The organism is Pseudomonas umsongensis, assembly GCF_012647205.1.
Taxonomy (GTDB): domain Bacteria; phylum Pseudomonadota; class Gammaproteobacteria; order Pseudomonadales; family Pseudomonadaceae; genus Aquipseudomonas; species Aquipseudomonas umsongensis.
On sequence record NZ_CP051487.1, the window covers coordinates 3,774,389 to 3,798,630 of the forward strand.

A 24,242-nucleotide genomic window follows, 5' to 3' on the forward strand; every position below is an offset into this window, starting at 1 on the left:
TGTGCAGGACATCTTGATGAACGCATCACCCACCGGCAGCGATGCCCAAGCCTTGATTGCCAGACTCGACTGGGCGAACAGCCCCCTGGGCGCTGCTGGCACCTGGCCACAGAGCCTGCGAACCGCCGTGGACATCGTGATTCATTCGCCAATGCCGATGCTGTTGCTCTGGGGGCCGCAACTGACGCAGATCTACAACGACGGCTTCGCGCTGCTGGCCGGCAGCAAGCATCCGCACGCTTTCGGACAGCCAACCCACCTGATCTGGCCCGAATTAAAGGACTTTACTGACCCAATTTACAGCGCGGTCCTACAAGGCCAGGTGCGAACCTACAGCGAACAGCGCTTCACCCTGCAGCGCGACGGTACAGATTCCGACTTCTGGCTTGACCTGACCTACAGCCCCATCCGCGACGAAAATGCCCAGGTTGCCGGAATCCTGGTCACCGCCATCGAAACCAACGAGCGCCGGCGCATCGCCATCGAACTGGAGCAACGCTCCGCCGCGAGCCTCAAGGCCCAGCAAGACACCGAAGAACGCCTGCAACTGGCCCTCGCCGCCACCGACGCGGTTGGCACTTGGGACTGGGACATCAGTGAGGACCGCTTCATCGCCGACGCCCACTTCGCCCAATTGCACGGCGTCGAACCGGCCCTGTCTGGCCAGTTGCCGATCAGCGAATACCTGCATGGCGTCCACCCCGAAGACCGCACCCTGATCGCCCGCAGCATCAAGCACTGCATCACTCACGGCACCGAGTACGCCGAGGAGTACCGCCTGCTGCAACCCGATGGCCAGTTGCGCTGGGTGTTTGCCCGCGGACGCTGCTACAAGGATCACCATGGACGGCCGATCCGTTTCCTCGGCGCCGCCCTTGACCTGACCGATCGCAAAAACACCGAGCACGCCTTGCGCCAGAGTCAGACCGAGCTGCAGTTGATCATCAATGCCATGCCGATCCTGATCAGCTACGTCGACCGCGAGGAACGCTTTCGCCTGAACAACGCCGCCTACCTGGACTGGTATGGCTTGACGCCCCAGGAACTCTATGGCCGAACCATTCGCGAAGTGCTGGGCGATGAGGCCTACGCGTTGCGCGCCGAGCACATTGCCCAGGCCCTGAGCGGCAAGGCGTGTTGCTTCAGCATCGGCACGGCGCACCGCGACGGTAGCATCCGCCAGGCACTCATGAATTACCTGCCGCGTCACGGCCCGGATGGCGCGGTGAATGGTTTCTATATCTTCGTCATCGACGAAACCGAGCGTAAACAGACCGAAGAAGCCCTGCGCAACCTCAACGAAACCCTCGAGGAACGGGTGAGCGCGCGCACCCGGCAATTGGCCGAGGCCAATGAAAAACTGCTCAGCGAGATGTTCGAACGCGAGCGCGCCGAAGAAGCCCTGCGGCATGCGCAGAAGATGGAAGCGCTCGGCCAGCTCACCGGCGGCATTGCCCATGACTTCAACAACATGCTCACTGGCATCATCGGCAGCCTGGACTTGATGCAGCGCTACATTGCCGACGGCCGCGCCGCCGAAATCAACCGTTTCTCCGAGGCCGCGGTTTCCTCGGCCAACCGCGCCGCCGCCCTCACCCATCGACTGCTGGCGTTCTCCAGGCGTCAGTCGCTGGATCGCAAGACGCTGAACGCCAACGACCTGATCCACTCCCTGGAAGACTTGCTCAGCCGCACCAAAGGCGACCACATCGAACTCAAGCTGCTGCTGACCGAAGGTGCCTGGCCGGTCAGCACCGACGTCAGTCAACTGGAAAACGCCCTGCTCAACCTGGTGATCAACGCCCGCGACGCCATGCCCGAGGGTGGCCAGTTGTGCATCGAAACCGCCAACGTCTATCTCGACGGCAGCGATATCACCACGCTGGAACCGGTCAAGGCCGGGGATTACCTGATGATCGCCGTCACTGACAACGGCACCGGCATGACCCCCAAGGTATTGGCCAAGGCCTTCGACCCGTTCTTCACTACCAAGCCCATCGGCCAGGGCACCGGGCTGGGGTTGTCGATGATCTACGGCTTCGCCCAGCAGTCCGGCGGCCATGTGACCCTGTCCAGCCTGCCGGGCCAGGGCACCAGCGTGCGCCTGTACTTGCCGCGACTACGAGGCAACGAGCCACAGGATGTGCTGTCGCCCGTGATCAGCGAAGCACCGTCGGCGATTGCCGGCGAAACGGTGGTGCTGGTGGAAGACGATCCGGCGGTGCGCATGCTGGTGACCGATCTGCTCAAGGAGTTGGGTTATCACGCCTATGAAGCCGAAGACGCGAAGACCGCCCTGCCCTTGCTCGAATCCGACTTGCGCGTCGACCTGCTGGTCACCGACGTCGGGCTGCCCGGGATGAATGGGCGACAACTGGCGGAAATCGCGCGCCAGCATCGCCCGCAACTGAAAGTGCTGTTCATGACCGGTTACGCGCAAAACGCCGCCGAACGCCAGGGCTTTCTCGAAGAAGGCATGGACATGGTGGCCAAGCCGTTTTCCATCGATCTGCTGGCCAACAAGATTCGCACGATGATCGGTCAACCGCAGTGAGTTGGGGCATAATCGCGCCCCCTGGCTGTCACGACCGCAACAAGGTATCTGCCCCATGAAAGCTCAAGCCCGCCATATCCTGGTGAAAACCTCGGAAGAAGCCGAGCAACTCAAGCAACGTATCGCCAAGGGCGAAGCCTTCGATGTGCTGGCCAAGAAGTACTCCACCTGCCCGTCCGGCAAACGCGGCGGCGACCTGGGTGAAGTGCGTCCGGGCCAGATGGTCGGTGCAATCGATGCGGTGATCTTCAAGAAACCGCTGCGGGTGGTGCATGGGCCGATCAAGAGCAAGTTCGGGTATCACCTGGTGCAGGTGTTTTACCGGGATTGATCTCCACCTGTAGGAGCTGCCGCAGGCTGCGATCTTTTGATCTTGTTTTTAAAAGCAAAATCAAAAGATCGCAGCCTGCGGCAGCTCCTACACAGAGTTCTTGTTCAAACCAAGGGGATGAGTGCCCCTGGCGCCTGAATCACCCGACCCGCCAACCGATGCCCCGCCTCAGCCGCCTCGACCGGGCTCGCGCCCTTGAGGCGCGCAGCCAGGTACGCCGCACTGAACGAATCCCCGGCCGCCGTGGTATCCACCACCCGCTCGACTTTCTGCGCCGGCACTTCGAATGACTCGCCGCCACAACGAATCAGGCAGGCTTCGGCGCCGCGCTTGAGCACCACTTCAGGCGTGCCGATCTGCTCGTATGCTGCAAACACCGCCTGGCAATCGGCGAAATGGAACAGCGCCTGTTCGTCATCGACGGTCAGCAGAGCCAGGTCGACATAGGGCAACACCTTGCGGTACGCCACTCGCGCTTCCTCCACCGAGGCCCACAAACGCGGTCGGTAGTTGTTGTCGAAGACGATCCGCGCATTGCGCTGGCGGGCCTCGATCAAGATTTCCAGCAATTTTTCCCGCCCCTCGCCCAATACCGCGAGGGTGATGCCGCTAAAGTACAACACGTCGTAATCCGGCAGCGCAGCCAGGATCGGCGCGGCGGCCGGGGTGGTGAAGCAATCGCGCACCGCTGCTTCATTGCGCCAATAGAGAAAACGTCGCTCGCCGGCGGCGTCAGTCTGGATGCAATACAGCCCCGGTAAGCGACCGGGCAAGCGCTGGACCTTGCTCAGGCCAATGTTTTCGGCAGCCCAGCTCTGGCACATGGCATCGCTGAAACTGTCATCGCCCAGGGCCGTGACGTAATCCACCGAACCCGCCGTGCCCAGTTCGCGGGACAGGTAGACCGCCGTGTTCAAGGTATCGCCGCCGAAGCTTTGTTGCAGGCTGCCATCGGCGCGGTGTTGCAATTCGATCATGCATTCGCCGATCAGGGCGATGCGCGGGGTGTGGGGGCCCAGGGTGTTGAAGGTGTTCATGGGTGTGGGGTCTCCGGTATTGCGATGCTGTCTGTCAGGGCCCCTTCGCGAGCAGGCTCGCTCCCACATTGGAATGCATTCCCCTTGTGGGAGCGAGCCTGCTCGCGAAGGCCACGCCGCGGTCTCAAACCGGTTAGAAACAGGTTTCCATGGTCTCGATAACGTTCAATTGCTCATCCACCAGGCAACCCACGCGCCACTTGTCGAACGTCAGGCACGGGTGCGAAGTGCCGAACGAAATGATGTCGCCCACCCGCAAATCAACCCCCGGCGGCACGGTCATGAAGGCGTGCTGGTCCATCACGGCGGTCACCTTGCAAGCGCTCACATCATCGCCCTTGGCCGGAATGACACCGGCCCGGTAGCGCAGCAACGGCACCGGCAGGCCAGCGTCATAAGCCACGTCACGCTTGCCCAGGGCAATCACTGCAAAGCCTGGCTCCGGCAACGACTGCACATGTGCCCAGACCTCCAGCGCCGCACGCAAGCCCTCATGCAGATCACTGCGACGGTCGAGCACGCAGCATTGCGCTTCCTTGTAGATACCATGGTCGTGCGCCACATAGCTGCCGGGGCGCAAGACGCTGAGGAAACGCCCACCAGCGTTCTGCGCCTCGAACTCTTCGGCGATCAAGTCATACCAGGCCGAACCTGAAGCGGTGATGATCGGCTTGGCAATCGCGAAGGCGCCGCTGTCCTGCAACTGCACGGCCAGACGTACCAGGGAGCCGGCGAATGCACGGATGCCACTCACCGCGTGATCGCCGTGGATCACCCCTTCGTACCCTTCGATCCCGGTCAGCGCCAAGGCCGGTTGTGCGGCGATGGCCTTGGCCAGGTCCAGCACTTGCTGTTCGCTGCGGCAACCGCAACGACCGCCGACCACGCCGTACTCAATCATCACGTTCAGGCGCACACCCCGTGAAGCGAAATAGGCGCCGAGGTCGGCGACGTTGTCCGGGTGATCGACCATGCAATAGAAGTCGAAGCCCGGATCAGCCAGAAGATCGGCTATCAACGCCATGTTCGGGGTGCCGACCAACTGGTTGGCCATCAACACCCGGCGCACGCCGTGGGCATAGGCCGCGCGGGTTTGCGTGGCGCTCGCCAGGGTAATGCCCCAGGCACCGGCGTCCAGTTGCCGGCGGAACAGCGCCGGGGTCATGCTGGTCTTGCCGTGGGGCGCAAGCTCGGCGCCGCTGTCGCTGACAAAGGCCTGCATCCAACGGATGTTGTGTTCAAGCGCATCGCGATGCAGCACCAGCGCGGGCAGGCTGACGTCACGCACCAGGTGGGCGCCAGTGTGGGCAAAGCCCTTTTCAACGGCGGCAATATTCTTGGCAGAAGACATGGTCGAACTCCTCACAGTCGCGGCCGCGGGCAGCCGCTGTTAATCGTTGATGCGACGAGCCAGGTTGTTGGCGCTATCGATCAGCACCCGGCGGTAATCGCTGTAATGGGTCTTGGCATCGGCCCGCGGAGCGACGATGCACAGGGTGGCAATGGCCACGCCATCAGGGCCTTTGACCGGGGCGGCGAAGCAATGGGTAAAGGTGTCGGCCACGCTGTCGAAGGAGAAAAAGCCGTCGATGCCAGCTTGGCGGATTTCCTTGAGAAACTGTTCCAGCGGCAATCGTTCGCCGTTGGGCAGGATGAAGTCGTCGTGGTCGATCAGGTCGACGATTTCCTCGTCACTCAGGTGCGCCAGCAACAGGCGTCCGGACGCTGTCCAGGGAATGGGCGCGTTTTCGCCGATGTCCGAGGAAATGCGAAAATGCCGCTGGCCCTCCTTCATCAACGCCACGGTGTATTTGCGCCCGTTGAGCAAGCACATCTGCGCCGTTTCGTGAGTCTGGCTGACGATGTCCTGCAGGGCACGATCGGCTTCGCGGGTCAGGTCAAAATGGCGCAGGTGCGCTTGGCCAAGGAAGTACAGCTGGCGGCCGAGATAGACGTGACCGTCCTTGCCCACCGGTTCCAGGATGCGCCGTTCCAGCAACGAGGCCACCAGCTCATAGACCGTGGATTTCGGACTGCCGATGCCGTTGGCGATGTCGTTCGGGCGCAGGGGCTGGCCGATCTCCTTGAGGAAATCGAGGATATCGAACGCCCGGTCCAGACCGCGTGCCCGGCGCTTGATGGTGTCTTCGCTCATGTCAGTGGTTCCCAATCAAATTCGCCGGGGGGGTTTTGATCGTTCCCACTCTGGGAACGATCAGTGTCAAGTTCAGGCCTTTTTCTTGTACGCGATGCAGTCGATCTCGACCTTGCAGTCGACCATCATGTTCGCCTGCACACAGGCCCGGGCCGGTGCGTGTTCAGGCTTGAAGTACTCGGAGAAGACCTTGTTGAAACTGGTGAAATCCCGCGGATCTTCCAGCCATACGCCGACACGCACCACATCTTCCAGGCCATAACCTGCCTCTTGGAGAATCGCGACCAGGTTCTTCATGGTCTGGTGCGTCTGCTCGACGATGCCGCCAACAATGATCTCGCCCTCCACCGCCGGCACCTGCCCGGAGACGTGCAGCCAGCCATCGGCTTCAACGGCGCGGGCAAAAGGACGCGGCTGGTCACCCGCCGCGGTGCTGCCGGTGCCGTAACGAGTAATGCTCATGGGTGTTTCTCCTGAACTGAAAACCGAAGGATCAGAGATCTTCTGCGAGACCTCGAAGGCCAATTAATTCCGCTATACCGGAATACGGTTTGCAATAGCGGAATAAGCGGCAGAAAGTGTGCCACAGGTCGTGAAGGAAATAGTAGGGGGAGATTGAAAAGTGTTCTAAATCAGAAAATCCCTGCACGCCGCTTCGCGAGCAGGTCCGCTCCCTGTCGGGATGCGATTCCCTGCTCGCGAGGCGCCCTCAGGCTGGCGGTAAAATCAATTACACGTGCGCGCCAGGAACACCCGCGTTACCCGCCGCTCTTCTACCGACATGACGGTCAATCGCCAGCCGTCCCAGTCGTGGCTGTCACCGATCATCGGCAGTCGATCCAGCAGGCTCACCACCAGACCGGCCAGGGTTTGATAGTCTTCGGTCGGTTGTGCCGCGAATCCGGTGCGTTGACGCACACGCGCCAGGTTCAACGCGCCACTGACCACGAATCCGTCCTTCTCCTCGATCACGTCCGGGCCTTCGATTTCGCTGGCGTCGGGCAGCTCACCGGCAATCGACTCGAGGATGTCGGTCATGGTCAGCACGCCGACGAAGTCACCGAATTCGTTGACCACAAACGCGATGTGGGTCGAGGCCTTGCGCATTTGCTCCAGGGCATTGAGGATCGAGTAGCTGTCCAGCAGGTTGACGGCCTGGCGCGCCAGGTGGGCAAGATCAGGCTGGTTGCCGGCCAGGAAATCCTTCAACAGTTCCTTCTTGTGCACGAAGCCCAGCGGTTCATCCACCGCGCCGTCGCGAATCAGCGGCAGGCGCGAGTAGGACGAATGCATCAAACGCGTGCGAATGGTCTGCGGGTCGTCGGACAGGTCGATGTAATCGACGTCGGCACGCACGGTCATCAAGCCGCGGATAGGCCGCTCGGCCAGTTGCAATACCCCGCTGATCATCACCCGCTCACGACGGTCGAACAGTTCTTCGCTCTGCCCTTCGCCGTCGTCGAGCATGTCGGCGATTTCTTCACCGACTTCTTCCACCGCCAATTTGCGCCCGCCGAGCATGCGCATTACCGCGTGCGCAGTGCGTTCACGCATCGGTCGCAGGCCCTGCATCGAGCGTTTGCGTCGCGACCGGGCGATCTGGTTGAACACCTCGATCAGGATCGAGAAGCCGATGGCCGCGTACAGATAGCCCTTGGGAATGTGGAAGCCCAGGCCTTCGGCGGTCAAGGCAAAACCGATCATCATCAAAAAGCCCAGGCACAGCATGATCACCGTAGGGTGCGCGTTGACGAAGCGAGTCAACGGCTTGCTGGCGACGATCATCAGGCCGATGGAAATGATCACGGCGATCATCATCACCGATAATTCATCGACCATGCCCACCGCGGTAATCACTGCGTCAAGGGAGAACACCGCGTCAAGCACCACGATCTGCGCCACGATGGGCCAGAACAACGCGTAAGCCGTATTGGAAGTGCGCTCGCCGACATGGCCTTCGAGCCGTTCGTGCAGCTCCATGGTCGCCTTGAACAACAGGAACACACCACCAAACAGCATGATCAGGTCTCGACCCGAGAAGCTTTTGTCGAACACCTCGAACAGCGGCTGGGTCAGGGTCACCAACCAGGAAATACTCGCCAGCAGGCCCAGGCGCATCAACAACGCCAGGGACAGGCCGATGATACGCGCGCGATCGCGCTGCTCCGGCGGCAATTTGTCCGCCAAAATCGCAATGAACACCAGGTTGTCGATACCCAGTACCAGCTCCAGCACAATCAACGTCAACAAGCCCAGCCACGCGGTGGGGTCAGCTAACCATTCCATGTAAATGTCTCGATCTATTCAGTGAATTCAGAATGCCAGGCACGGCAAGGCGCGGCGCAGAGGCCGGGTAAATGCAATGACAGGGAGATCGGGGTGCCAGAAGACCGGATGTTTCGCGTGCAGCAAGACCGCGCGTTGGCGCGAGGGGAAAGGATAACTGGGGGGCTCCGTAAGGGCGTTCATGCAAGTCCTGAAAAGGAAAAAGGACTTGAATCGTACAGTCGATATGGACAATTCCTACAGCCCGAAATCATTTCAAGATCTGTAGCAGGTCTGGGAATTGCCGCCGCTGACTGCAGGAACACGCTTGCTCGTGATGCTTTCAACGGTTCTTCACACGTTCGATGTACCGCACAACCACCGGGGATTTCTCGAACCGGCGATGAATCAACGCCAGCCACGACGACGCGTTGCAGTCGTTGATCTGGCTATAGACCACATTCGGTAAACTGACATGGCCGACCACCGACTCTGGTACCACCGCCACGCCCTGACCCAGGGAAACCAAGGCGATCACTGCCACCAACCCACCCGGTTGCGCCCCCAGTTTCGGCACGAACGCGCCCTGGGAGGCAACTTGCAACGTACCGACGACTTGCTCGGGAAGAATGAAGTTTTCGTTGTGCAAATGCGCCGAGTTGATGACCGGCAAGCGATTCAGCCATGAGTCCACCGACAGTGCCAAAACAAAGCCCTCATCACTGAGGCGCACACTCTCGACACCCTCGGGCAACGTCAACGGGCAACGGATGTAGCCCAGATCGAACCGTCCCTCAAGGATCATGTTCGGCAGGCTCGCCATTGGACTTTCCCGCACATTGAGGCTGACATCCGGGTACTGGCTTGCAAAACCCTGCACCTGCTTTTGCAGCAACCCCGAATACACCGCCGACGCGACATAACCCAGTTCGATGTGACCGATATCACCACGCCCGGCACGCTGTGCGTTGCGCTGCGCCGATTCGAACTGGCGCACTGTGGCCTCAGCTTCGATCACCAGCGCCGCCCCGGCCTCGGTCAGGCTGACGTCCCGCACCTGGCGCAGAAACAGGCGTGCGCCCAGCTCCGCTTCCATGTCCTGGATTTGCCGGGTCAAGGTGGGCGGCGCGATGCCCAACTGCTCGGCGGCGCGGGTGAAGTTGCGATGCCGGGCGACAGCCAGGAAGTAGCGAAAGTGGCGAATATCCATCGGTGCGTTAGCTCAAAGGTAATGAAGTGACGCTGCGCGCCTAACAAAGGCGTCGCCAGCCGGCGATAAGCTGCACGGAACTTCACAGTAGAGAACCCCTGCCATGTCCGTCAAACCCCAGGTGAGCCCACGCCTGACCTTGTTAACCGCGTCGGCAGTGTGCTCGTTGATCGTGCTGGACACCAACATCGTGGCCGTTACCTTGCCCAGCATCGCTCGGGATCTGGGGGCGAATTTCGCTGACATTGAGTGGGTGGTCAGTGCCTACATGCTGGCCTTCGCCGCGTTGCTGTTGCCCGCGGGCAGCTTGGCAGACCGTTTTGGCCGGCAAAAAACCCTGATGTGGGGGCTGGGCATCTTCATTCTGGCCTCGATCGGCTGCGGCGCCGCACCGAACGCGCTGTTTCTCGACATCGCGCGCGCGATCAAGGGCGTCGGCGCGGCGCTGCTGTTGACCTCGGCACTCGCTTCCATCGGCCATACCTTCCACGATGAAGCCGAACGCGCCAAGGCCTGGGCGTTCTGGGGCGGTTGCATGGGCGTGGCCATGACGGCTGCGCCGACCCTGGGCGGGTTGATCACCGAGTACGTGGGTTGGCGCTGGATTTTCTACCTCAACCTGCCGATCGGCCTGTTCCTGATGCTCATGGTCTGGCGCGCGGTGCCGGAGTCTCGCGACGCCCAGGCCGCGCGTCTCGATCCGTGGGGCAGCCTGGCCTTCAGCGCCAGTTTGCTGTGCCTGATCTGGGGCCTGATCGAAGCCAACCGCATCGGCTGGAACAACCCCGTCACTTACGCCCGCCTGGTGGGTGGCGCCCTGTTGCTCGGCTTGTTCGTGGTGATCGAGCGTGTGCAACAGCGGCCGATGATCGACCTGCAACTGTTCCGTCATCCGCGTTTCATCGGCGCGTTGCTCGGCATGTTTTCCTATGCTGCGTGCGCCCAGGTGATGATGACGATGCTGCCGTTCTACTTGCAGAACGGCCTGGGTTTTACCGCCATCAGCGCAGGGTTGGGCATGCTGCCGTTTGCCGTGACCATGCTGATTTTCCCGCGCATCGGTGCACGCCTGGCGGGACGCGTGACGCCGGCGAACATGATGGCCATCGGACTCACCCTGGTGGGCAGCGGTAATTTGCTCAGCGCCTGGGCGGTCAACAGCGGCGGATACCTGCCCTTCGCCCTGGCGATTGCAGTCACGGGTGCCGGCGCCGGGCTGCTCAACGGCGATACGCAAAAAAACATCATGGCCTGTGTGCCTCGGGAGCGTACCGGCATGGCCTCGGGCATGAGTACGACCATGCGCTTCAGCGCGGTGATGCTGGCGATCGGTGTGTATGGCGCATTGCTGTCGGGACACAGCGAACGGCTGCTGCACGACCATCTGGCGGCACAGGGCGGGCAATGGCTCGAACACAGCCAGGGTGTCGCCTCGCGGGTGGTGGCCGGTGACATGCCGGCGGCCCTGAGTCTGTTGCCGGAAGTTGCGCGGCCGCTGGTCGAGCCACTGGCGCGACAGGCGTTCGTGGGTGGGTTCAGTTTGTTGCTTTGGGTCGCGGGCCTGGCGGGGTTGCTGGGCGCACTGGTGGTCGGGACACTGATGCGCAATCCGATTCCAGCGCCCCGCACTGCCCTGGCGCTTGAATGACGCGTACCTGGCGATTTCATCTTTGAATGTACAGCCGCCTTCGCGAGCAGGCTCGCTCCCACATGATCCCGGTGAGGCACAGATTTCACCTGTGGGAGCGGGCTTGCCCGCGATGAGGCCCATAAGGGCGACACAGCACCTACCCCAGAACAAGCTCGTCGATATGCCGATATCCGGTTTGCAACTGCGCCGCCAACACCTTGCTGCGCCCAAGGCGAATCGGCCCGCGTTCGATGTCGATCACCAGCCCCGGACACTCGAGTGCGGGCAACGACGGCCACTCTTTCAAACGGCCATCGGTTATCACCAGCAAGCGCTGCTGTTCGGCCGGCAAGCGCTTTTGCCGCGCGGCAAGCCACAGTGCCGCATCACCCAGCGCCGCCAGCAACGGCGTACCGCCGCCCGCACCAAGTCCGTCGAGCCAATGGCGCAAACCGCTGGATGCCTTCAGTCCCTGCACCTGCCACTTCGGCGCTGCACCGCTGGCCGTCAGTAATGCCAGGCGCGCGCGCTGGCGGTAGGCATCGTCGAACAATTGCGCCAACAGGCCCTTGGCATCACTCAATGCCTGGTGGCGGCGGGTCGAAGCCGACGCGTCGACAATCACCAGCCACAGCTCATGCGCCGCGCGCGTGCGCTGCTGGAACAAGACATCCTGGCGCTGGCGTGGCCTTCCGTTGAGTAACGTGCCTGGCCAATTGATCGAGCCGCCATGGGACGCGTGACGTTTACCCTGTTTACCGTGATCGAGGCGTCCTGCACGAGGTCTGGCATTCGCCCCCACGTCCGATCGAGGGCGAATGCCTAGGGCTTTTTTGGCCAGCTCGGCACCTCTCGCCGCGCGCCGACCGGCAACACTTGAGCGGGCATCTCGCCCCATTGGCCCTGGCCTTCGCTCGGGTTGGGCTGTTGGCTGGATGGGGAATTGTTGGATTGTGGTGCCGATGGCGTGTGCTCGCGACGACGATGGCGCAAGGCAAATTCGGCGACCGCGTCGATATCCTCTTCGCCAATGGCTGTTGCACCGCGCCAGGCAGCATGGGCACGCGCCGCGCGCAACCAGACCAGGTCGGCGCGCAAGCCATCGACACCGGCGGCAAAGCAACGCTCGGTGATCTGCGCCAACGCTTCGTCGTCAAGGGGAATGTTCGCCAATGCACTGCGCGCTGTTTGGCAACGCTCACGCAACGACTGCTGCTGGCTCTCCCATTCGGCGCAGAACTGTTGTGGATCACTGTCGAAATCGAGGCGTCGACGAATGATTTGTCCGCGTTCGGTCGGTGCGGTGTGGCCACTGAGGGCGACGTTCAAGCCAAAACGATCGAGCAGTTGCGGGCGCAACTCGCCCTCTTCCGGGTTCATGGTGCCGATTAGCACGAACTTCGCCGAATGCCGATGGGAAATACCATCACGTTCAACCAGATTAGTGCCGCTGGCCGCCACATCGAGCAGCAGATCGACGAGGTGATCCGGCAGCAGATTCACTTCATCGACATAGAGCACGCCGCCGTCAGCCTTGGCCAGCACGCCGGGGGAAAATTGCGCCCGACCTTCACTCAGGGCCGCGTCGAGGTCGAGGGTGCCGACCAGGCGCTCTTCAGTTGCCCCCAGGGGCAAGGTGACGAATTGACCGCTGGCCAGCAGGTCCGCAAGACCACGGGCCAGGGTCGACTTGGCCATGCCACGCGGGCCTTCGATCAGCACACCACCGATTTTCGGGTCGATGGCGGTCAGATACAGCGCGAGTTTCAAATCGTCGGCGCCGACCACGGCGGAAAGCGGGAAATGGGGGGTGTCGGTCATTATCAGTACTCAGTCATGGTCGGGGTCAATACACGTTCCCCTGTGGGAGCGAGCCTGCTCGCGAAAGCGGTTTGTCAGTCAACGATAATGTTGATTGTGCTGGCCTCTTCGCGAGCAGGCTCGCTCCCACAGGGGTATTGCACTAGCTGTCTTCTTCTATATCCAGCAGCAAATTTTCCAAGGCCTCGCGATACGAACCCGGTTCTTTCCACATCCCCCGCTGTTGCGCTTCGAGCAAACGCTCGGTCATGTCGCGCAAGGCATGGGGGTTATGCTCGCGTACGAAATCCCGAGTGCCCGGGTCAAGTAGATAGGCATCGGCCAGCAACGCGTACTGGTGATCGTCGATCAACCGCGTGGTGGCGTCGAAGGCGAACAGATTGTCCACCGTCGCGGCCATTTCGAATGCGCCTTTGTAGCCGTGCCGCTTGACCCCGTCGATCCACTTTGGATTGGCCGCCCGGGAGCGGATCACCCGGTTCAGTTCTTCCTTCAGGGTGCGGATCTTCGGCAGGTCCGGCTGGCTGTGATCGCCGTGATAACTGGCCGCCGCCTCGCCACTCAGGCTTTCCACGGCAGCCAGCATGCCACCCTGGAATTGGTAGTAATCATTGGAATCGAGCAGGTCGTGCTCGCGGTTATCCTGGTTTTGCAGCACCGCCTGTACCTGGCTCAGGCGCTGGGAAAACTGCTCACGGGCCACCGTACCTTCATCAGACCCGCCGTACGCGTAGCCACCCCAATTCAGGTAAACCTCGGCCAGGTCCTCGCGGCTTTGCCACAGGCGACCATCGATGGCGCCCTGCACGCCTGCGCCATACGCACCAGGCTTGGCACCGAAAATGCGCCAGCCGGCCTGCCGCCGTGCCGCGTCTTCATCCAGTCCCGATTGCAACAGCGCTTCACGCTCGGCGCGCACCTTGGCTGCCAGCGGATTCAAGTCATCCGGCTCATCGAGCGCGGCGACCGCTTGCACGGCCGCATCGAACAGGCGGATCAGGTTGGCGAAGGCATCGCGGAAGAAACCCGATACACGCAAGGTCACGTCCACCCGCGGACGATCAAGCAGGCTCAGCGGCAGAATTTCAAAGTCGTCCACCCGTTGACTGCCGGTGGCCCAAACCGGTCGCACGCCCATCAACGCCATGGCCTGGGCGATATCGTCGCCGCCGGTGCGCATGGTCGCAGTGCCCCAGACCGACAGGCCGAGCTGACGCAAATGATCACCATGGTCTTGCAGGTGACGTTCGAGAATCAGGTTGGCGGACTGGAAACCGATGCGCCACGCGGTGGTGGTGGGCAGGTTGCGTACGTCCACCGAATAGAAGTTGCGCCCGGTGGGCAGCACGTCCAGGCGACCGCGACTCGGCGCGCCACTGGGGCCTGCCGGGACGAACCGGCCGCCGAGGGCGTCGAGTAGGCCACGCATTTCTGCGGGGCCACAGGCATCCAGCCTGGGTGCTACCACTTCGCCCAAATGCTCGAGGATAGCGTTCACTTCAGTCCAGCAAGCCTCCTTTGGGAGGTTCTCACAGGGGGCATTCAACACCTGTGAAATAAGCTGTGCGGCGAACAGTTCGAGGCGTTCGCGGGTATCGCCCGTGGTGCGCCAGGGTTCACCGCTGACCGACAATAATTCGCCGGGACGCGGTCCGCTCCACGGCTCGGCCAGCGCGCAATCCAGTGGGTCGAAGCCCAGCGCGAACGCCTTGGCCAAGGCCCGCAGCACACTCGATTGCGCGCCACGGCCATCGCCCCGGGGAATGCGCAGCAGCGCCAGCAACGTATCGATGCGCAGCCTTCCGGCCGGTGACTCGCCAAAAACATGCAAGCCATCGCGGATCTGCGACTCTTTCAAGTCGCACAGGTAAGTGTCCAGGCGCGGCAGCCAGATCGCCGCATCGGCATCGCTATCGAGCTGATCGTCCAGTTGCAGCTCGCGGTCGATGTGGGTGTCCCGGACCAATTGCAGGATGTCGCGCTGCAGTTCCCGCGCTCGCCGTGGATCGAGCAATTGCGCTTCGTAGTATTCGTCGGCCAGCAACTCGAGATTACGCAGCGGGCCGTAGGTCTCGGCGCGGGTCAGTGGCGGCATCAGGTGGTCGATGATCACCGCTTGCGTGCGGCGCTTGGCCTGGGCGCCTTCACCCGGGTCGTTGACGATGAACGGATAGATGTTCGGCAACGGCCCGAGCAGCGCATCCGGCCAGCAGTGCTCCGACAACCCTACGCCCTTGCCCGGCAGCCATTCCAGGTTGCCGTGCTTGCCCACATGGATCACGCCGTGGGCGCCGTAGGTATTGCGCAACCAGAAATAGAACGCCAGGTAGCCATGGGGCGGCACCAGGTCCGGGTCGTGATACACCGCACTTGGATCGACCTGGTAACCCCGCGCCGGTTGGATGCCAACGAAGGTCAGGCCAAAGCGCAACCCGGCGATCATCATCCGCCCGCCACGACACATCGGATCACTGTCGGGCTCGCCCCAGCGCTCCAGCACGGCCTGGCGATTGACTTGCGGCAACGCGTTGAACATCAGCAGGTAATCGTCCATGGCCAGGCTTTGCTGGCACGGGCGTTGATCGAGGGTTTCGAGGTCGTTGCTGACACCGCCCAACAATTGCTGGATCAACGCGGTGCCGCTGGCAGGCAGATCGGCTGGCAGCGGATAGCCTTCTTTATGCAGCGCACGCAGGATATTCAAAGCCGCAGCCGGTGTATCGAGCCCGACGCCGTTGCCTATCCGACCATCACGGGTCGGGTAATTTGCCAGAATCAGCGCTATGCGTTTTTCGCCATTGGGCAACCGCGCCAGATCGATCCAGCGCCGCGCCAGTTGCGCGACAAAGTCCATGCGTTCTGGCTGAGCGCGATAGCAGACCACGTCGGACTGACTGCGCTCGCTGCGCCAGGCCAGGTCCTTGAAGCTGATCGGCCGACTGATGATGCGCCCGTCCATTTCCGGCAGCGCAATGTGCATCGCCAGATCGCGGGGGCCGAGGCCTTGTTCGCTGGCTCGCCAACCCGGTTCATTGTCTTGGGCGCAAATGGCCTGGATCACCGGGATATTGCGGCGAAATGGCCGCAAGTGCGGTGCCTCCGGACTGGATTGGGCGAAACCGGTGGTATTGAGAATCACCCCCGCCTCGACTTCATCCAGCCAGTCCTCGACCACGGCAAGGCAGCCAGGCTCTTTCAGGCTGGCCAGCGCAATTGGCAACGGATTAAGCCCCGCCGCCTGCAAGCGCTGACAGAAAACATCAATGAAAGCGGTATTCGCGGCTTGCAAATGCGAGCGATAGAACAGCACCGCCGCCAGTGGCTGACCGCTCTGCCACTGGGCCCGCCAGTCGTTCAGCGCCGCAGGGCTTTTTTGTGGGTGGTAAATCGCCGTACGCGGCAAGGTGTGCGGCTCGGCCCAGACGTAGTCGCGATCGAGCCAACGATTGGCCAGGCAACGGAAAAAGTCGAGGGCATTGCCCATGCCACCCTGACGCAGGAATTGCCACAGCCGGTCGCGATCTCCGGCACCCACGGTACTCAGATCACTGAGCTCCGGGTCCGGTCGATCATCGCCCGGCACCAGGATCAGCTGTACACCCCGCTGCGACAACTCCACCAACCGCTCGACGCCATAGCGCCAATAGGCAATGCCGCCGTGCAGCGAAATCAGGATGACCTTGGCGTGGCGCAGGACTTCGTCGACATACAGATCAACTGATGCATGGTTCTGCACCTGCATCGGGTTGGCCAGGCGCACGCTTGGGTAGTCGTCGGGCAACTGCTGCGCCGCTTCGGCAAGCAACGCCAGGCTGGAGTCGCCGCTGCACAGGATAACCAGCTCGGCGGGGGTTTGCCCTAGGTCGGCAATGTTGTCGTCCGACACGAATCCGCCGGGCTGGGTCCTGAGCAGGTGCATGGGTTACACGCTGAGCGCGGCGCGCAATTGCGCTTCGAGCGTTGTGGCGTCCAGCGCCTGGCCAATCAACACCAGACGGGTGGTGCGTGCTTCTTCAGCGCTCCACTGGCGGTCGAAATGCTTGTCGAATCGGGTGCCCACGCCCTGGATCAGCAGGCGCATCGGTTTGTTCGGGACCGCGGCGAAACCTTTGACGCGCAGGATGCCGTGCTGCACCACCAGTTGGGTCAGTGCATCCATCAGCAGGCTTTCGTCAGATGCCGGCAGTTCGATGGAGATTGAATCGAAGGCATCGTGGTCGTGATCGTCTTCGCCTTCATGGTGGTGATCGTGATGGCTGTGACGGCTGTCGATGTGTTCTTCGGACCCGGCACCGAGGCCGATCAACACGTCCAGCGGCAGGCGCCCGCTACTGGCTTCGATGACTTTCACCGCTGGTGGCAGTTCCTCGGCGACTTCCAGGCGTACCCGTGCCAGGTCTTCAGGGCTGATCAGGTCGGCCTTGTTGAGGATCACCAGGTCGGCGCTGGCCAACTGGTCGGCGAACAGCTCGTGCAAAGGCGATTCGTGATCCAGGTTCGGGTCGAGTTTGCGCATGGCGTCGACTTGATCCGGGAACGCGGCGAACGTGCCAGCCGCGACGGCCGGGCTATCGACCACGGTGATCACCGCGTCTACGGTGCAGGCACTGCGAATTTCCGGCCACTGGAAGGCCTGGACCAAAGGTTTTGGCAGGGCCAGGCCGGACGTTTCGATCAGGATGTGGTCTAGGTCGCCACGACGGGCCACCAGTTCGCGCATCACCGGGAAGAACTCTTCCTGTACGGTGCAGCACAGGCAGCCGTTGGCCAGTTCGTAGACACGGCCGTTGGCCTCTTCTTCGGTGCAACCGATAGAGCACTGCTTGAGGATTTCGCCGTCAATGCCCAGCTCGCCGAACTCGTTGACGATCACCGCGATGCGGCGGCCTTGGGCGTTGTCGAGCATGTGCCGCAGCAAGGTGGTTTTGCCCGAGCCGAGGAAGCCGGTGACGATGGTGACGGGGAGTTTGGCCAGTGTTTTCATCGGATGCCCTTTGGCAAGGTGGCGGGCATACGGGACGAGAACCGGCAACGCACACGCGCGCAGGAAGCGTTCGCCACCGGATCACCCCGCCCGGTTGTAGTGAGAATCTGTATCGAGGCAGGTCTCCTGGCTGACGGCTGGCCAGTCGTTGGACTGGCGGTTGCTGCGCCTTCCCGCGCGCGCCATGGCTGGCGCATGCAGTGGCATGGCAGAAACTGAACCGTTCACAGTTGCGGGGGCAGCCGCGGCATTGACCGCGTTCCCTTCTTAGCTTCGACAAACGCCGAAGAACCTCGAAAGCGCAAGGCTACGCATGGTATCGGGGCGGGTCAATGTTCACATGATTCCTGCGGTGCGCCCTTCGCGAGCAAGCCCGCTCCCACACTTGAGGGTCTGCCCTGAAGGAACTCGGTCAAATGTGGGAGCGGGCTTGCTCGAAGGGAACAACTCGATGTTCAAGTGAGAACCCTTGCCAATTGACGCCCGCCCCCCGCCCATGCTCTCCTACGCATCTTGTTACGGGTGCCCTTCACAGGGTGAAACGGGAAACCGGTGAATCATGTGCTTTACTTCAGGCCATGTCAGTCCGGTGCTGCCCCCGCAACGGTAAGCGAGTGAAGCGTCAGATCCACTGTGCCAATGCGGCATGGGAAGGTGACGCTGGAAGGTTCAGGCTAACGCCTGCGCCCCTCGTGAGCCCGGAGACCGGCCCGCAACACAAAGTGACCATCACCATCACTTCAATCAACAAACCCGCGGTGGGCGGGCGCTGTTCGGACTTCTGCGCGCTCGGTCGTGCGGAGTTCTGCTTGCGCTCTTATTCCCCGCTGACCGAACAGAGGGAAGCGCCATGTCGATTATCAGCAGCACCGGCCACAGCAATGCCGCCAGCAGCACCACTACCCTGTCCCAACGCCTGACCGCGGCGTTTTTTGCGTCAATCCTCGGCGCCAGCCTGGTGTATTTCGCCGGTTTCTCGCACATCGAAGCAGTGCACAACGCCGCACACGATACGCGCCACAGTTCCGCGTTCCCGTGCCATTGAGACCTGTCGACATGATCAAGCGTATTGCGCAAACCGCAGGTTTCACCGGGTTGCTGGCCGCCCTGCTGCTGACCCTGCTGCAAAGCTTGTGGGTTTCACCGCTGATTTTGCAGGCCGAAACCTACGAACAATCAGGACCAGCAGCGGTTGAAGTTCATGAACACGCCGCTGGTGTAGCCGCACATACCCACGATGCCGAAGCCTGGGAACCGGAAGACGGCTGGCAGCGTGTGCTGTCGACCACTGGCGGTAACCTGGTAGTGGCGGTTGGTTTCGCCCTGATGCTCGCTGGTCTCTACACCCTGCGCGCGCCGACCAAAACCTCCCAGGGCCTGCTCTGGGGCTTGGCTGGCTACGCGACATTTGTGCTGGCGCCGACGCTTGGCCTGCCACCTGAGTTGCCGGGCACCGCGGCTGCCGATCTGGCGCAACGCCAACTCTGGTGGATCGGCACCGCCGCCTCCACCGCTGTCGGTATCGCCCTGATCGTGTTCAGCCGTCACTGGCTGATGAAAGTCCTTGGCGTGGCGATCCTTGCGGTGCCTCATGTGATTGGCGCTCCGCAACCGCAAGTGCACTCGATGCTCGCTCCAGAGGCACTGGAAACTCAGTTCAAGATCGCTTCGCAGCTGACCAACATGGCGTTCTGGCTGGCCCTGGGCCTGATCAGTGCCTGGTTGTTCCGCCGCAAAAGCGATGGTCAATACCCCGCATGACAGGCCTCAGCGCAGCGCCGACCCTGGTGGTCGGCCTGGGCTGCCAGCGTGGCTGCCCCGTCAGCACGTTGCGGGCACTGCTTGACCAGGCACTGCAGGCGCACCAGATCGAACTGCATCGGATCAAGGCCCTGGCCAGCATCGACTTGAAGCGCAACGAACCGGCGCTGAACGAACTGGCCGAACAGCTTGGGTTACAGATGATGTATTTCAGCAGTGAACAACTGGCGAGCTATCAACCCCGACTGAGCCATCATTCGGACATCGCCTTTGAACGCACCGGGTGCTATGGCGTAGCGGAAAGTGCCGCCCTGGCACTGGCCGAGCAACTGGCCAACGGCCCGGCTACATTGCTGATCCCACGCCAAAAATATGCCCAGGCTACCCTCGCATTGGCTGGCGCCGCGTAAAATTCCCGATAATCTGCGCATTCGATCATGAGCATTCTTCATCTGAAGCCTTGCCCAGCGTCCCTTTTCAACAGGAATTCTTAATGACGGTCTACTTCATTGGCGCAGGTCCCGGCGATCCCGAACTGATCACCGTCAAAGGCCAGCGGTTGATTCGCAGTTGCCCGGTGATCATCTATGCCGGCTCGCTGGTGCCCGCCGCCGTGTTGGAAGGGCACTGCGCCGAACAGGTGGTCAACAGCGCCGAACTGCACCTGGAACAGATCATCGAACTGATCAAGACGGCCCATGCCAATGGCCAGGACGTGGCGCGCGTGCATTCCGGTGACCCGAGCCTGTACGGCGCAATAGGCGAGCAGATACGCCACCTGCGAGAACTCGGCATCCCTTTTGAAATAGTCCCCGGCGTGACCGCCACGGCCGCCTGCGCTGCGCTTCTGGGCGCGGAACTGACCTTGCCGGACGTTTCGCAGAGCGTGATCCTGACACGCTACGCCGACAAGACCGAGATGCCCGCGGGCGAGGAACTGGGCAGCCTGGCGCAACACGGGGCGACCATGGCGATTCATTTGGGGGTCAAACACCTGCAGAAAATCCTGGCCGAACTGCGGCCGCATTACGGCGCAGACTGCCCAATTGCGGTGATTCACCGGGCGACCTGGCCGGATCAGGACTGGGTGGTGGGGACGCTTGAGGACATTGCCGACAAGGTGGAAGCCAAGGGGTTTCGGCGCACGGCGCTGATTCTTGTGGGTCGGGTGCTGGGCAGTGAGCAGTTCAGCGAGTCGTCGCTGTATCGTGCGGGGCATGCGCATCTCTACAGGCCATGATGATCGTTCCCACGCTCTGCGTGGGAATGCAGCCCGGGACGCTCTGCGTCCCCTCTAAAGCCGAACGCGGAGCGTCCGATGAGGCATTCCCACGCAGAGCGTGGGAACGATCGGCGCTCACGATGGGCGCCGTTTTTTCATTTTGCAGCGAACACCTTAGTAGTAGGCGTTTTCTTTCTGCGTGTGGTCGGTCACGTCGCGCACGCCCTTGAGCTCGGGAATACGCTCGAGCAAGGTGCGCTCAATGCCTTCCTTCAAGGTCACGTCAGCCTGGCCGCAGCCTTGGCAACCGCCGCCGAATTGCAGGACGGCAATGCCGTCTTCGACCACGTCGATCAGGCTGACCTGGCCGCCGTGGCTGGCCAACCCAGGATTGATCTCGGTTTGCAGGTAGTAGTTGATGCGCTCGTTGACCGGGCTGTCGGCGTTGACCATCGGCACTTTGGCGTTTGGCGCCTTGATGGTCAACTGGCCGCCCATGCGGTCGGTGGCATAGTCGACAACGGCATCGTCCAGGAACGCTTCGCTGAAATGGTCGATGTAAGCGGTGAAGCTTTTCAGCCCCAGCGCGGTGTCTTCGGGTTTTTCTTCGCCCGGCTTGCAGTACGCAATGCAGGTTTCGGCGTACTGGGTGCCAGGCTGGGTGATGAAGACGCGGATGCCGATACCCGGGGTGTTCTGCTTGGAGAGCAGATCAGCCAGGTAATCGTGGGCGGCGTCGGTGATGGTAATAGCGGTCATGGAAACTCCTCGCAGGCTTGGGCGCAGTTTACGCCAATCATCGCGCCGGACAAAGTCCTAGTATTTTTGTCGGGAAAGATTCCGACAATCCCCCTGTAGGAGCTGCCGCAGGCTGCGATCTTTTGATTCTGGTTTTCAAGATCAAAAGATCGCAGCCTGCGGCAGCTCCTACGGGTGTTAAGCGTGATTACAGGTTCTCGTAGCGATTCATGTCCAGCACGCCCTCTTCCACCGGCTCGGTTTCGTGGATATAGCGGCTCAGGTCATGGAAGTACTGCCAGAACTGCGGATGACTGCGGCGGACTCCCCAGCGCTCGACGATTTTCTCGAAGCGCTCGGCATCCTTGGCGTTTTCCATCGCATCGACGAACTCAGGCACCTGATCGGCGGCAATATTGAACATGAAGTTCGGGTAACTGCTGAGTACGCCCGGGAAAATGGTGAGCGTATCCAGCCCCGGTTGAAACCGTAGCGACTCACCCAGCAGGAACGCCACGTTGCTGTGCGCCCGGTTGCGCAGCAGGCTATAGACCACTCGCTGCCCACTCGCCGTTTCGACGCGCAGCATGGTCGCTTCCGGCAGTTGATCGATGACCCGCAGGCCTGCCGCCGGACGTGAGGCCAGGCGACTCAACGCCTGCTCGGTGGCCTGCAGCGCCGGGTCGATGTTCGGCCGCGAGCAATACGCGCCGTCGCAGCGGTTGATCGGATCAGGGGTGGCGTTCAGCTCGCCGTAGCGTGCCAGCAGCTGCATGGCGAAGTCGCGCTTGGGGTCCTTCTCATCGAGCTTCAGTGCGGTCGGCGTGTCGTCATCGATGGCCTCATAGTCCAGCCACATCTTGAATTTCCCGCTGTTCTGGTACCAATCGTCGAGGTAGCCCTCCCGGGAGTCGGCCGGCATCAGGCGCAGGAAATTCTGCTCGGCGCCATTGCGGATCAGGTCGAAATACAAGCGCGTCTGGGCCTGGTGGGAAACATTGCCGAACACGTCGAAATTCACCGCCAACTGGTAGTAGGTACGCTCCAGCAGCGGGAAGTCGAACAACCACATCGTCTGCGGTACATCGCCGATCAGGCCCTTGGTCACCGCGGCGCTGTCGAAATGGCGGAAAATGCTCAGCAGTGCGTTGTCGTTGCCCGCCCACAGGCTCGACCAGCTCGGCGCCGGCAGATCGGCATAGCTGTCCCGGCGCAGGGCTTCGTATTCGTTACGCTTGTCGCGGTAGTCGTGCCACAGGCTCAGGACACTGCCAACGTCGTCGTTCTGCCCCGGCATCGCCAGCAACGGCGTCGCCTGGCCGCGGTAGTTCGGGTCGATGATGTAGAGGTCGTGTTCCGGTGCCTGGAACAACGCCCAGAAGTTGTCGCGGATCACATCGGTCGCGATTTGCCCACGGCAGACAGGGCCGCGAATAAAGGTGCGCACAAAATACTCGGCGTTATCGAGCATGAATTGATAACGCGCCTGGGCCGGGATCGCTTCGAAGGTGGTAAACGGATTGGCCCGGCGTTCCGGGCCGTAGCCCGGCAAGGCGTTGACCTGCCAATTGCCGTTGTAAAACAGGCTTTTGACCCGGGCCAGCTTCGCCGCGCTCAACGGATAAGTGATGTGCGTCTTGTGCACGATCACGCCCTGCACCGGCCGCAAGCGGTAATACACCTGAGTGCCGGGGTCGTCGTTCGGCCGACGGGTGTTGATCAGGTCGATGGGCTGGCCAGTCGGCGTGCGAGATCGCACCCATTGGAAGAAATGCCCCGGCTCGCCGTCCTTGAAATAGAGGTGCGCGAGAAACCAGTGCTCGAACAACCAGCGCCCCACCAGACTCTGTCGCGCGCCCGGTGCGTTGAGCAGGTTCTCCCACTGCACCACTTGCAACGCTTCCTTCGCGCTGGGCACCAGGGCCTGTTCATCGATCGGCGCACCCGAGGCCAGCCAGCGTTGCAGCGTCTGGTATTGCTGATCGGTCAGGCCGGTGACCGCCAAGGGCATGCCCTCCTTGGGATGCGCGCTGGCATAACCGTCGAACTCGCCAGGCGAGGCGCACATATTGTTGCGATTGAGGCCCAGGACGATGTCCTCGGGCAATTTGGCATTGGGTTGCAGGCGATTGGTATGACCCAGTTCAAGCATGCGCGCCATCAATGCCGCCTGATCGCCCTGGGCGTCGAGCACCGACTGGAAGCCTTTTTGCTCCCAGGCCCGCTTGCCGAACGCGTCATAGAACAGTCGGCTCGGCGCCACAGCCTGGCTTCGTTCACCGTCATACACTGGAACTTTCGTCGCGCCACGTGCCGCACCTTCGCCGCTGCCCAGATTGAGCTGACAGGGGGCGTCGTTGCAGGCATGGCAGGCCACGCACTTTTCGGTAAAGATTGGCTGTACATCGCGGGTGTAGGAGATTGCAGGGGAAATCGCGGGACTTTGCGCGGACGCGCCCCAGCTCAAAAACATCAACACACTGGCGATGACGACGCGATACGACATGTCCCTGGTCCCGATCCTTTAGAAAACG

The 24,242-nt window shown here is 61.8% G+C and carries 19 protein-coding genes and 2 riboswitches; of the genes, 7 read left to right on the top strand and 12 right to left on the bottom strand.

Annotation, left to right across the window (positions count from 1 at the left end; genetic code table 11):
* The first annotated feature begins 16 nt into the window (after window positions 1-16).
* Both HGP31_RS17010 and HGP31_RS17015 read left to right on the top strand, forming a co-directional pair.
* Window positions 17-2,554, top strand: coding sequence for a PAS domain-containing hybrid sensor histidine kinase/response regulator (locus HGP31_RS17010; protein ID WP_168758262.1), 2,538 nt, complete (start codon window positions 17-19; stop codon window positions 2,552-2,554).
* A gap of 55 nt (window positions 2,555-2,609) precedes the next feature.
* A complete protein-coding gene (locus HGP31_RS17015) occupies window positions 2,610-2,885 on the top strand; it encodes a peptidylprolyl isomerase (RefSeq protein WP_007933743.1) in 276 nt (91 codons plus the stop codon).
* A 104-nt stretch (window positions 2,886-2,989) separates the two neighbouring features.
* Here HGP31_RS17015 and HGP31_RS17020 read toward each other — a convergent pair whose 3' ends face one another.
* From HGP31_RS17020 to HGP31_RS17045, 6 genes are all read right to left on the bottom strand, one after another.
* On the bottom strand, window positions 2,990-3,922 hold the full coding sequence (locus HGP31_RS17020) for a sugar kinase (protein WP_151141920.1): 933 nt from the start codon (window positions 3,920-3,922) through the stop codon (window positions 2,990-2,992).
* A gap of 133 nt (window positions 3,923-4,055) precedes the next feature.
* Window positions 4,056-5,273, bottom strand: coding sequence for an amino acid deaminase (locus tag HGP31_RS17025; protein WP_020795430.1), 1,218 nt, complete (start codon window positions 5,271-5,273; stop codon window positions 4,056-4,058).
* Between the two features lie 39 nt (window positions 5,274-5,312).
* On the bottom strand, window positions 5,313-6,077 hold the full coding sequence (locus HGP31_RS17030) for an IclR family transcriptional regulator (protein WP_020795431.1): 765 nt from the start codon (window positions 6,075-6,077) through the stop codon (window positions 5,313-5,315).
* Between the two features lie 72 nt (window positions 6,078-6,149).
* The gene (locus HGP31_RS17035) at window positions 6,150-6,539 is read right to left on the bottom strand and encodes a RidA family protein (RefSeq protein ID WP_168758263.1); all 390 of its coding nucleotides are present in this window, start codon (window positions 6,537-6,539) and stop codon (window positions 6,150-6,152) included.
* A gap of 264 nt (window positions 6,540-6,803) precedes the next feature.
* Window positions 6,804-8,363 (bottom strand): TerC family protein, encoded by a 1,560-nt coding sequence (locus HGP31_RS17040; RefSeq protein WP_020795433.1) that lies wholly within the window; start codon window positions 8,361-8,363, stop codon window positions 6,804-6,806.
* A gap of 322 nt (window positions 8,364-8,685) precedes the next feature.
* On the bottom strand, window positions 8,686-9,552 hold the full coding sequence (locus HGP31_RS17045; protein WP_168758264.1) for a LysR family transcriptional regulator: 867 nt from the start codon (window positions 9,550-9,552) through the stop codon (window positions 8,686-8,688).
* A gap of 103 nt (window positions 9,553-9,655) precedes the next feature.
* On the opposite strand from HGP31_RS17045, the gene HGP31_RS17050 reads away from it, so the two are divergent.
* Window positions 9,656-11,200, top strand: coding sequence for an MFS transporter (locus HGP31_RS17050; protein ID WP_168758265.1), 1,545 nt, complete (start codon window positions 9,656-9,658; stop codon window positions 11,198-11,200).
* A gap of 139 nt (window positions 11,201-11,339) precedes the next feature.
* Here HGP31_RS17050 and HGP31_RS17055 read toward each other — a convergent pair whose 3' ends face one another.
* The 4 genes from HGP31_RS17055 to cobW all read right to left on the bottom strand — a co-directional run bounded on the left by HGP31_RS17055 (window position 11,340) and on the right by cobW (window position 17,987).
* Window positions 11,340-11,984 carry a VWA domain-containing protein gene (locus tag HGP31_RS17055; RefSeq protein ID WP_033043416.1) on the bottom strand — a complete coding sequence of 215 codons (645 nt, stop codon included), beginning with the start codon at window positions 11,982-11,984 and terminating at the stop codon, window positions 11,340-11,342.
* A 20-nt stretch (window positions 11,985-12,004) separates the two neighbouring features.
* Window positions 12,005-13,003: a magnesium chelatase ATPase subunit I gene (locus HGP31_RS17060; protein WP_020795437.1), complete on the bottom strand. Its 999-nt coding sequence runs from the start codon at window positions 13,001-13,003 to the stop codon at window positions 12,005-12,007.
* A 142-nt stretch (window positions 13,004-13,145) separates the two neighbouring features.
* A complete protein-coding gene (gene cobN / locus HGP31_RS17065) occupies window positions 13,146-16,922 on the bottom strand; it encodes a cobaltochelatase subunit CobN (RefSeq protein WP_168758266.1) in 3,777 nt (1,258 codons plus the stop codon).
* 3 nt (window positions 16,923-16,925) lie between these two features.
* Window positions 16,926-17,987: a cobalamin biosynthesis protein CobW gene (cobW, locus tag HGP31_RS17070; protein WP_020795439.1), complete on the bottom strand. Its 1,062-nt coding sequence runs from the start codon at window positions 17,985-17,987 to the stop codon at window positions 16,926-16,928.
* A 99-nt stretch (window positions 17,988-18,086) separates the two neighbouring features.
* A riboswitch (cobalamin riboswitch) is annotated at window positions 18,087-18,298 on the bottom strand.
* 192 nt (window positions 18,299-18,490) lie between these two features.
* A riboswitch (cobalamin riboswitch) is annotated at window positions 18,491-18,715 on the top strand.
* A 122-nt stretch (window positions 18,716-18,837) separates the two neighbouring features.
* Between cobW and HGP31_RS17075 the strand changes: the two genes are divergently transcribed.
* The 4 genes from HGP31_RS17075 to cobM all read left to right on the top strand — a co-directional run bounded on the left by HGP31_RS17075 (window position 18,838) and on the right by cobM (window position 20,988).
* Window positions 18,838-19,032, top strand: coding sequence for a CbtB domain-containing protein (locus HGP31_RS17075; protein WP_168758267.1), 195 nt, complete (start codon window positions 18,838-18,840; stop codon window positions 19,030-19,032).
* 11 nt (window positions 19,033-19,043) lie between these two features.
* The gene (locus HGP31_RS17080; protein ID WP_020795441.1) at window positions 19,044-19,748 is read left to right on the top strand and encodes a CbtA family protein; all 705 of its coding nucleotides are present in this window, start codon (window positions 19,044-19,046) and stop codon (window positions 19,746-19,748) included.
* Window positions 19,745-20,158 (top strand): cobalamin biosynthesis protein, encoded by a 414-nt coding sequence (locus HGP31_RS17085; protein ID WP_168758268.1) that lies wholly within the window; start codon window positions 19,745-19,747, stop codon window positions 20,156-20,158. Before HGP31_RS17080 ends, HGP31_RS17085 begins: the two co-directional genes overlap by 4 nt.
* An 83-nt stretch (window positions 20,159-20,241) precedes the next feature.
* Window positions 20,242-20,988, top strand: a complete 747-nt coding sequence (gene cobM / locus HGP31_RS17090; RefSeq protein WP_168758269.1) for a precorrin-4 C(11)-methyltransferase — start codon at window positions 20,242-20,244, stop codon at window positions 20,986-20,988.
* A gap of 156 nt (window positions 20,989-21,144) precedes the next feature.
* Here cobM and nfuA read toward each other — a convergent pair whose 3' ends face one another.
* Complete coding sequence (gene nfuA / locus HGP31_RS17095; protein ID WP_007912592.1) at window positions 21,145-21,729, bottom strand: Fe-S biogenesis protein NfuA; 585 nt, start codon at window positions 21,727-21,729, stop codon at window positions 21,145-21,147.
* 187 nt (window positions 21,730-21,916) lie between these two features.
* Window positions 21,917-24,214: a fatty acid cis/trans isomerase gene (locus tag HGP31_RS17100; protein ID WP_168758270.1), complete on the bottom strand. Its 2,298-nt coding sequence runs from the start codon at window positions 24,212-24,214 to the stop codon at window positions 21,917-21,919.
* Between the last annotated feature and the right edge of the window lie 28 nt (window positions 24,215-24,242).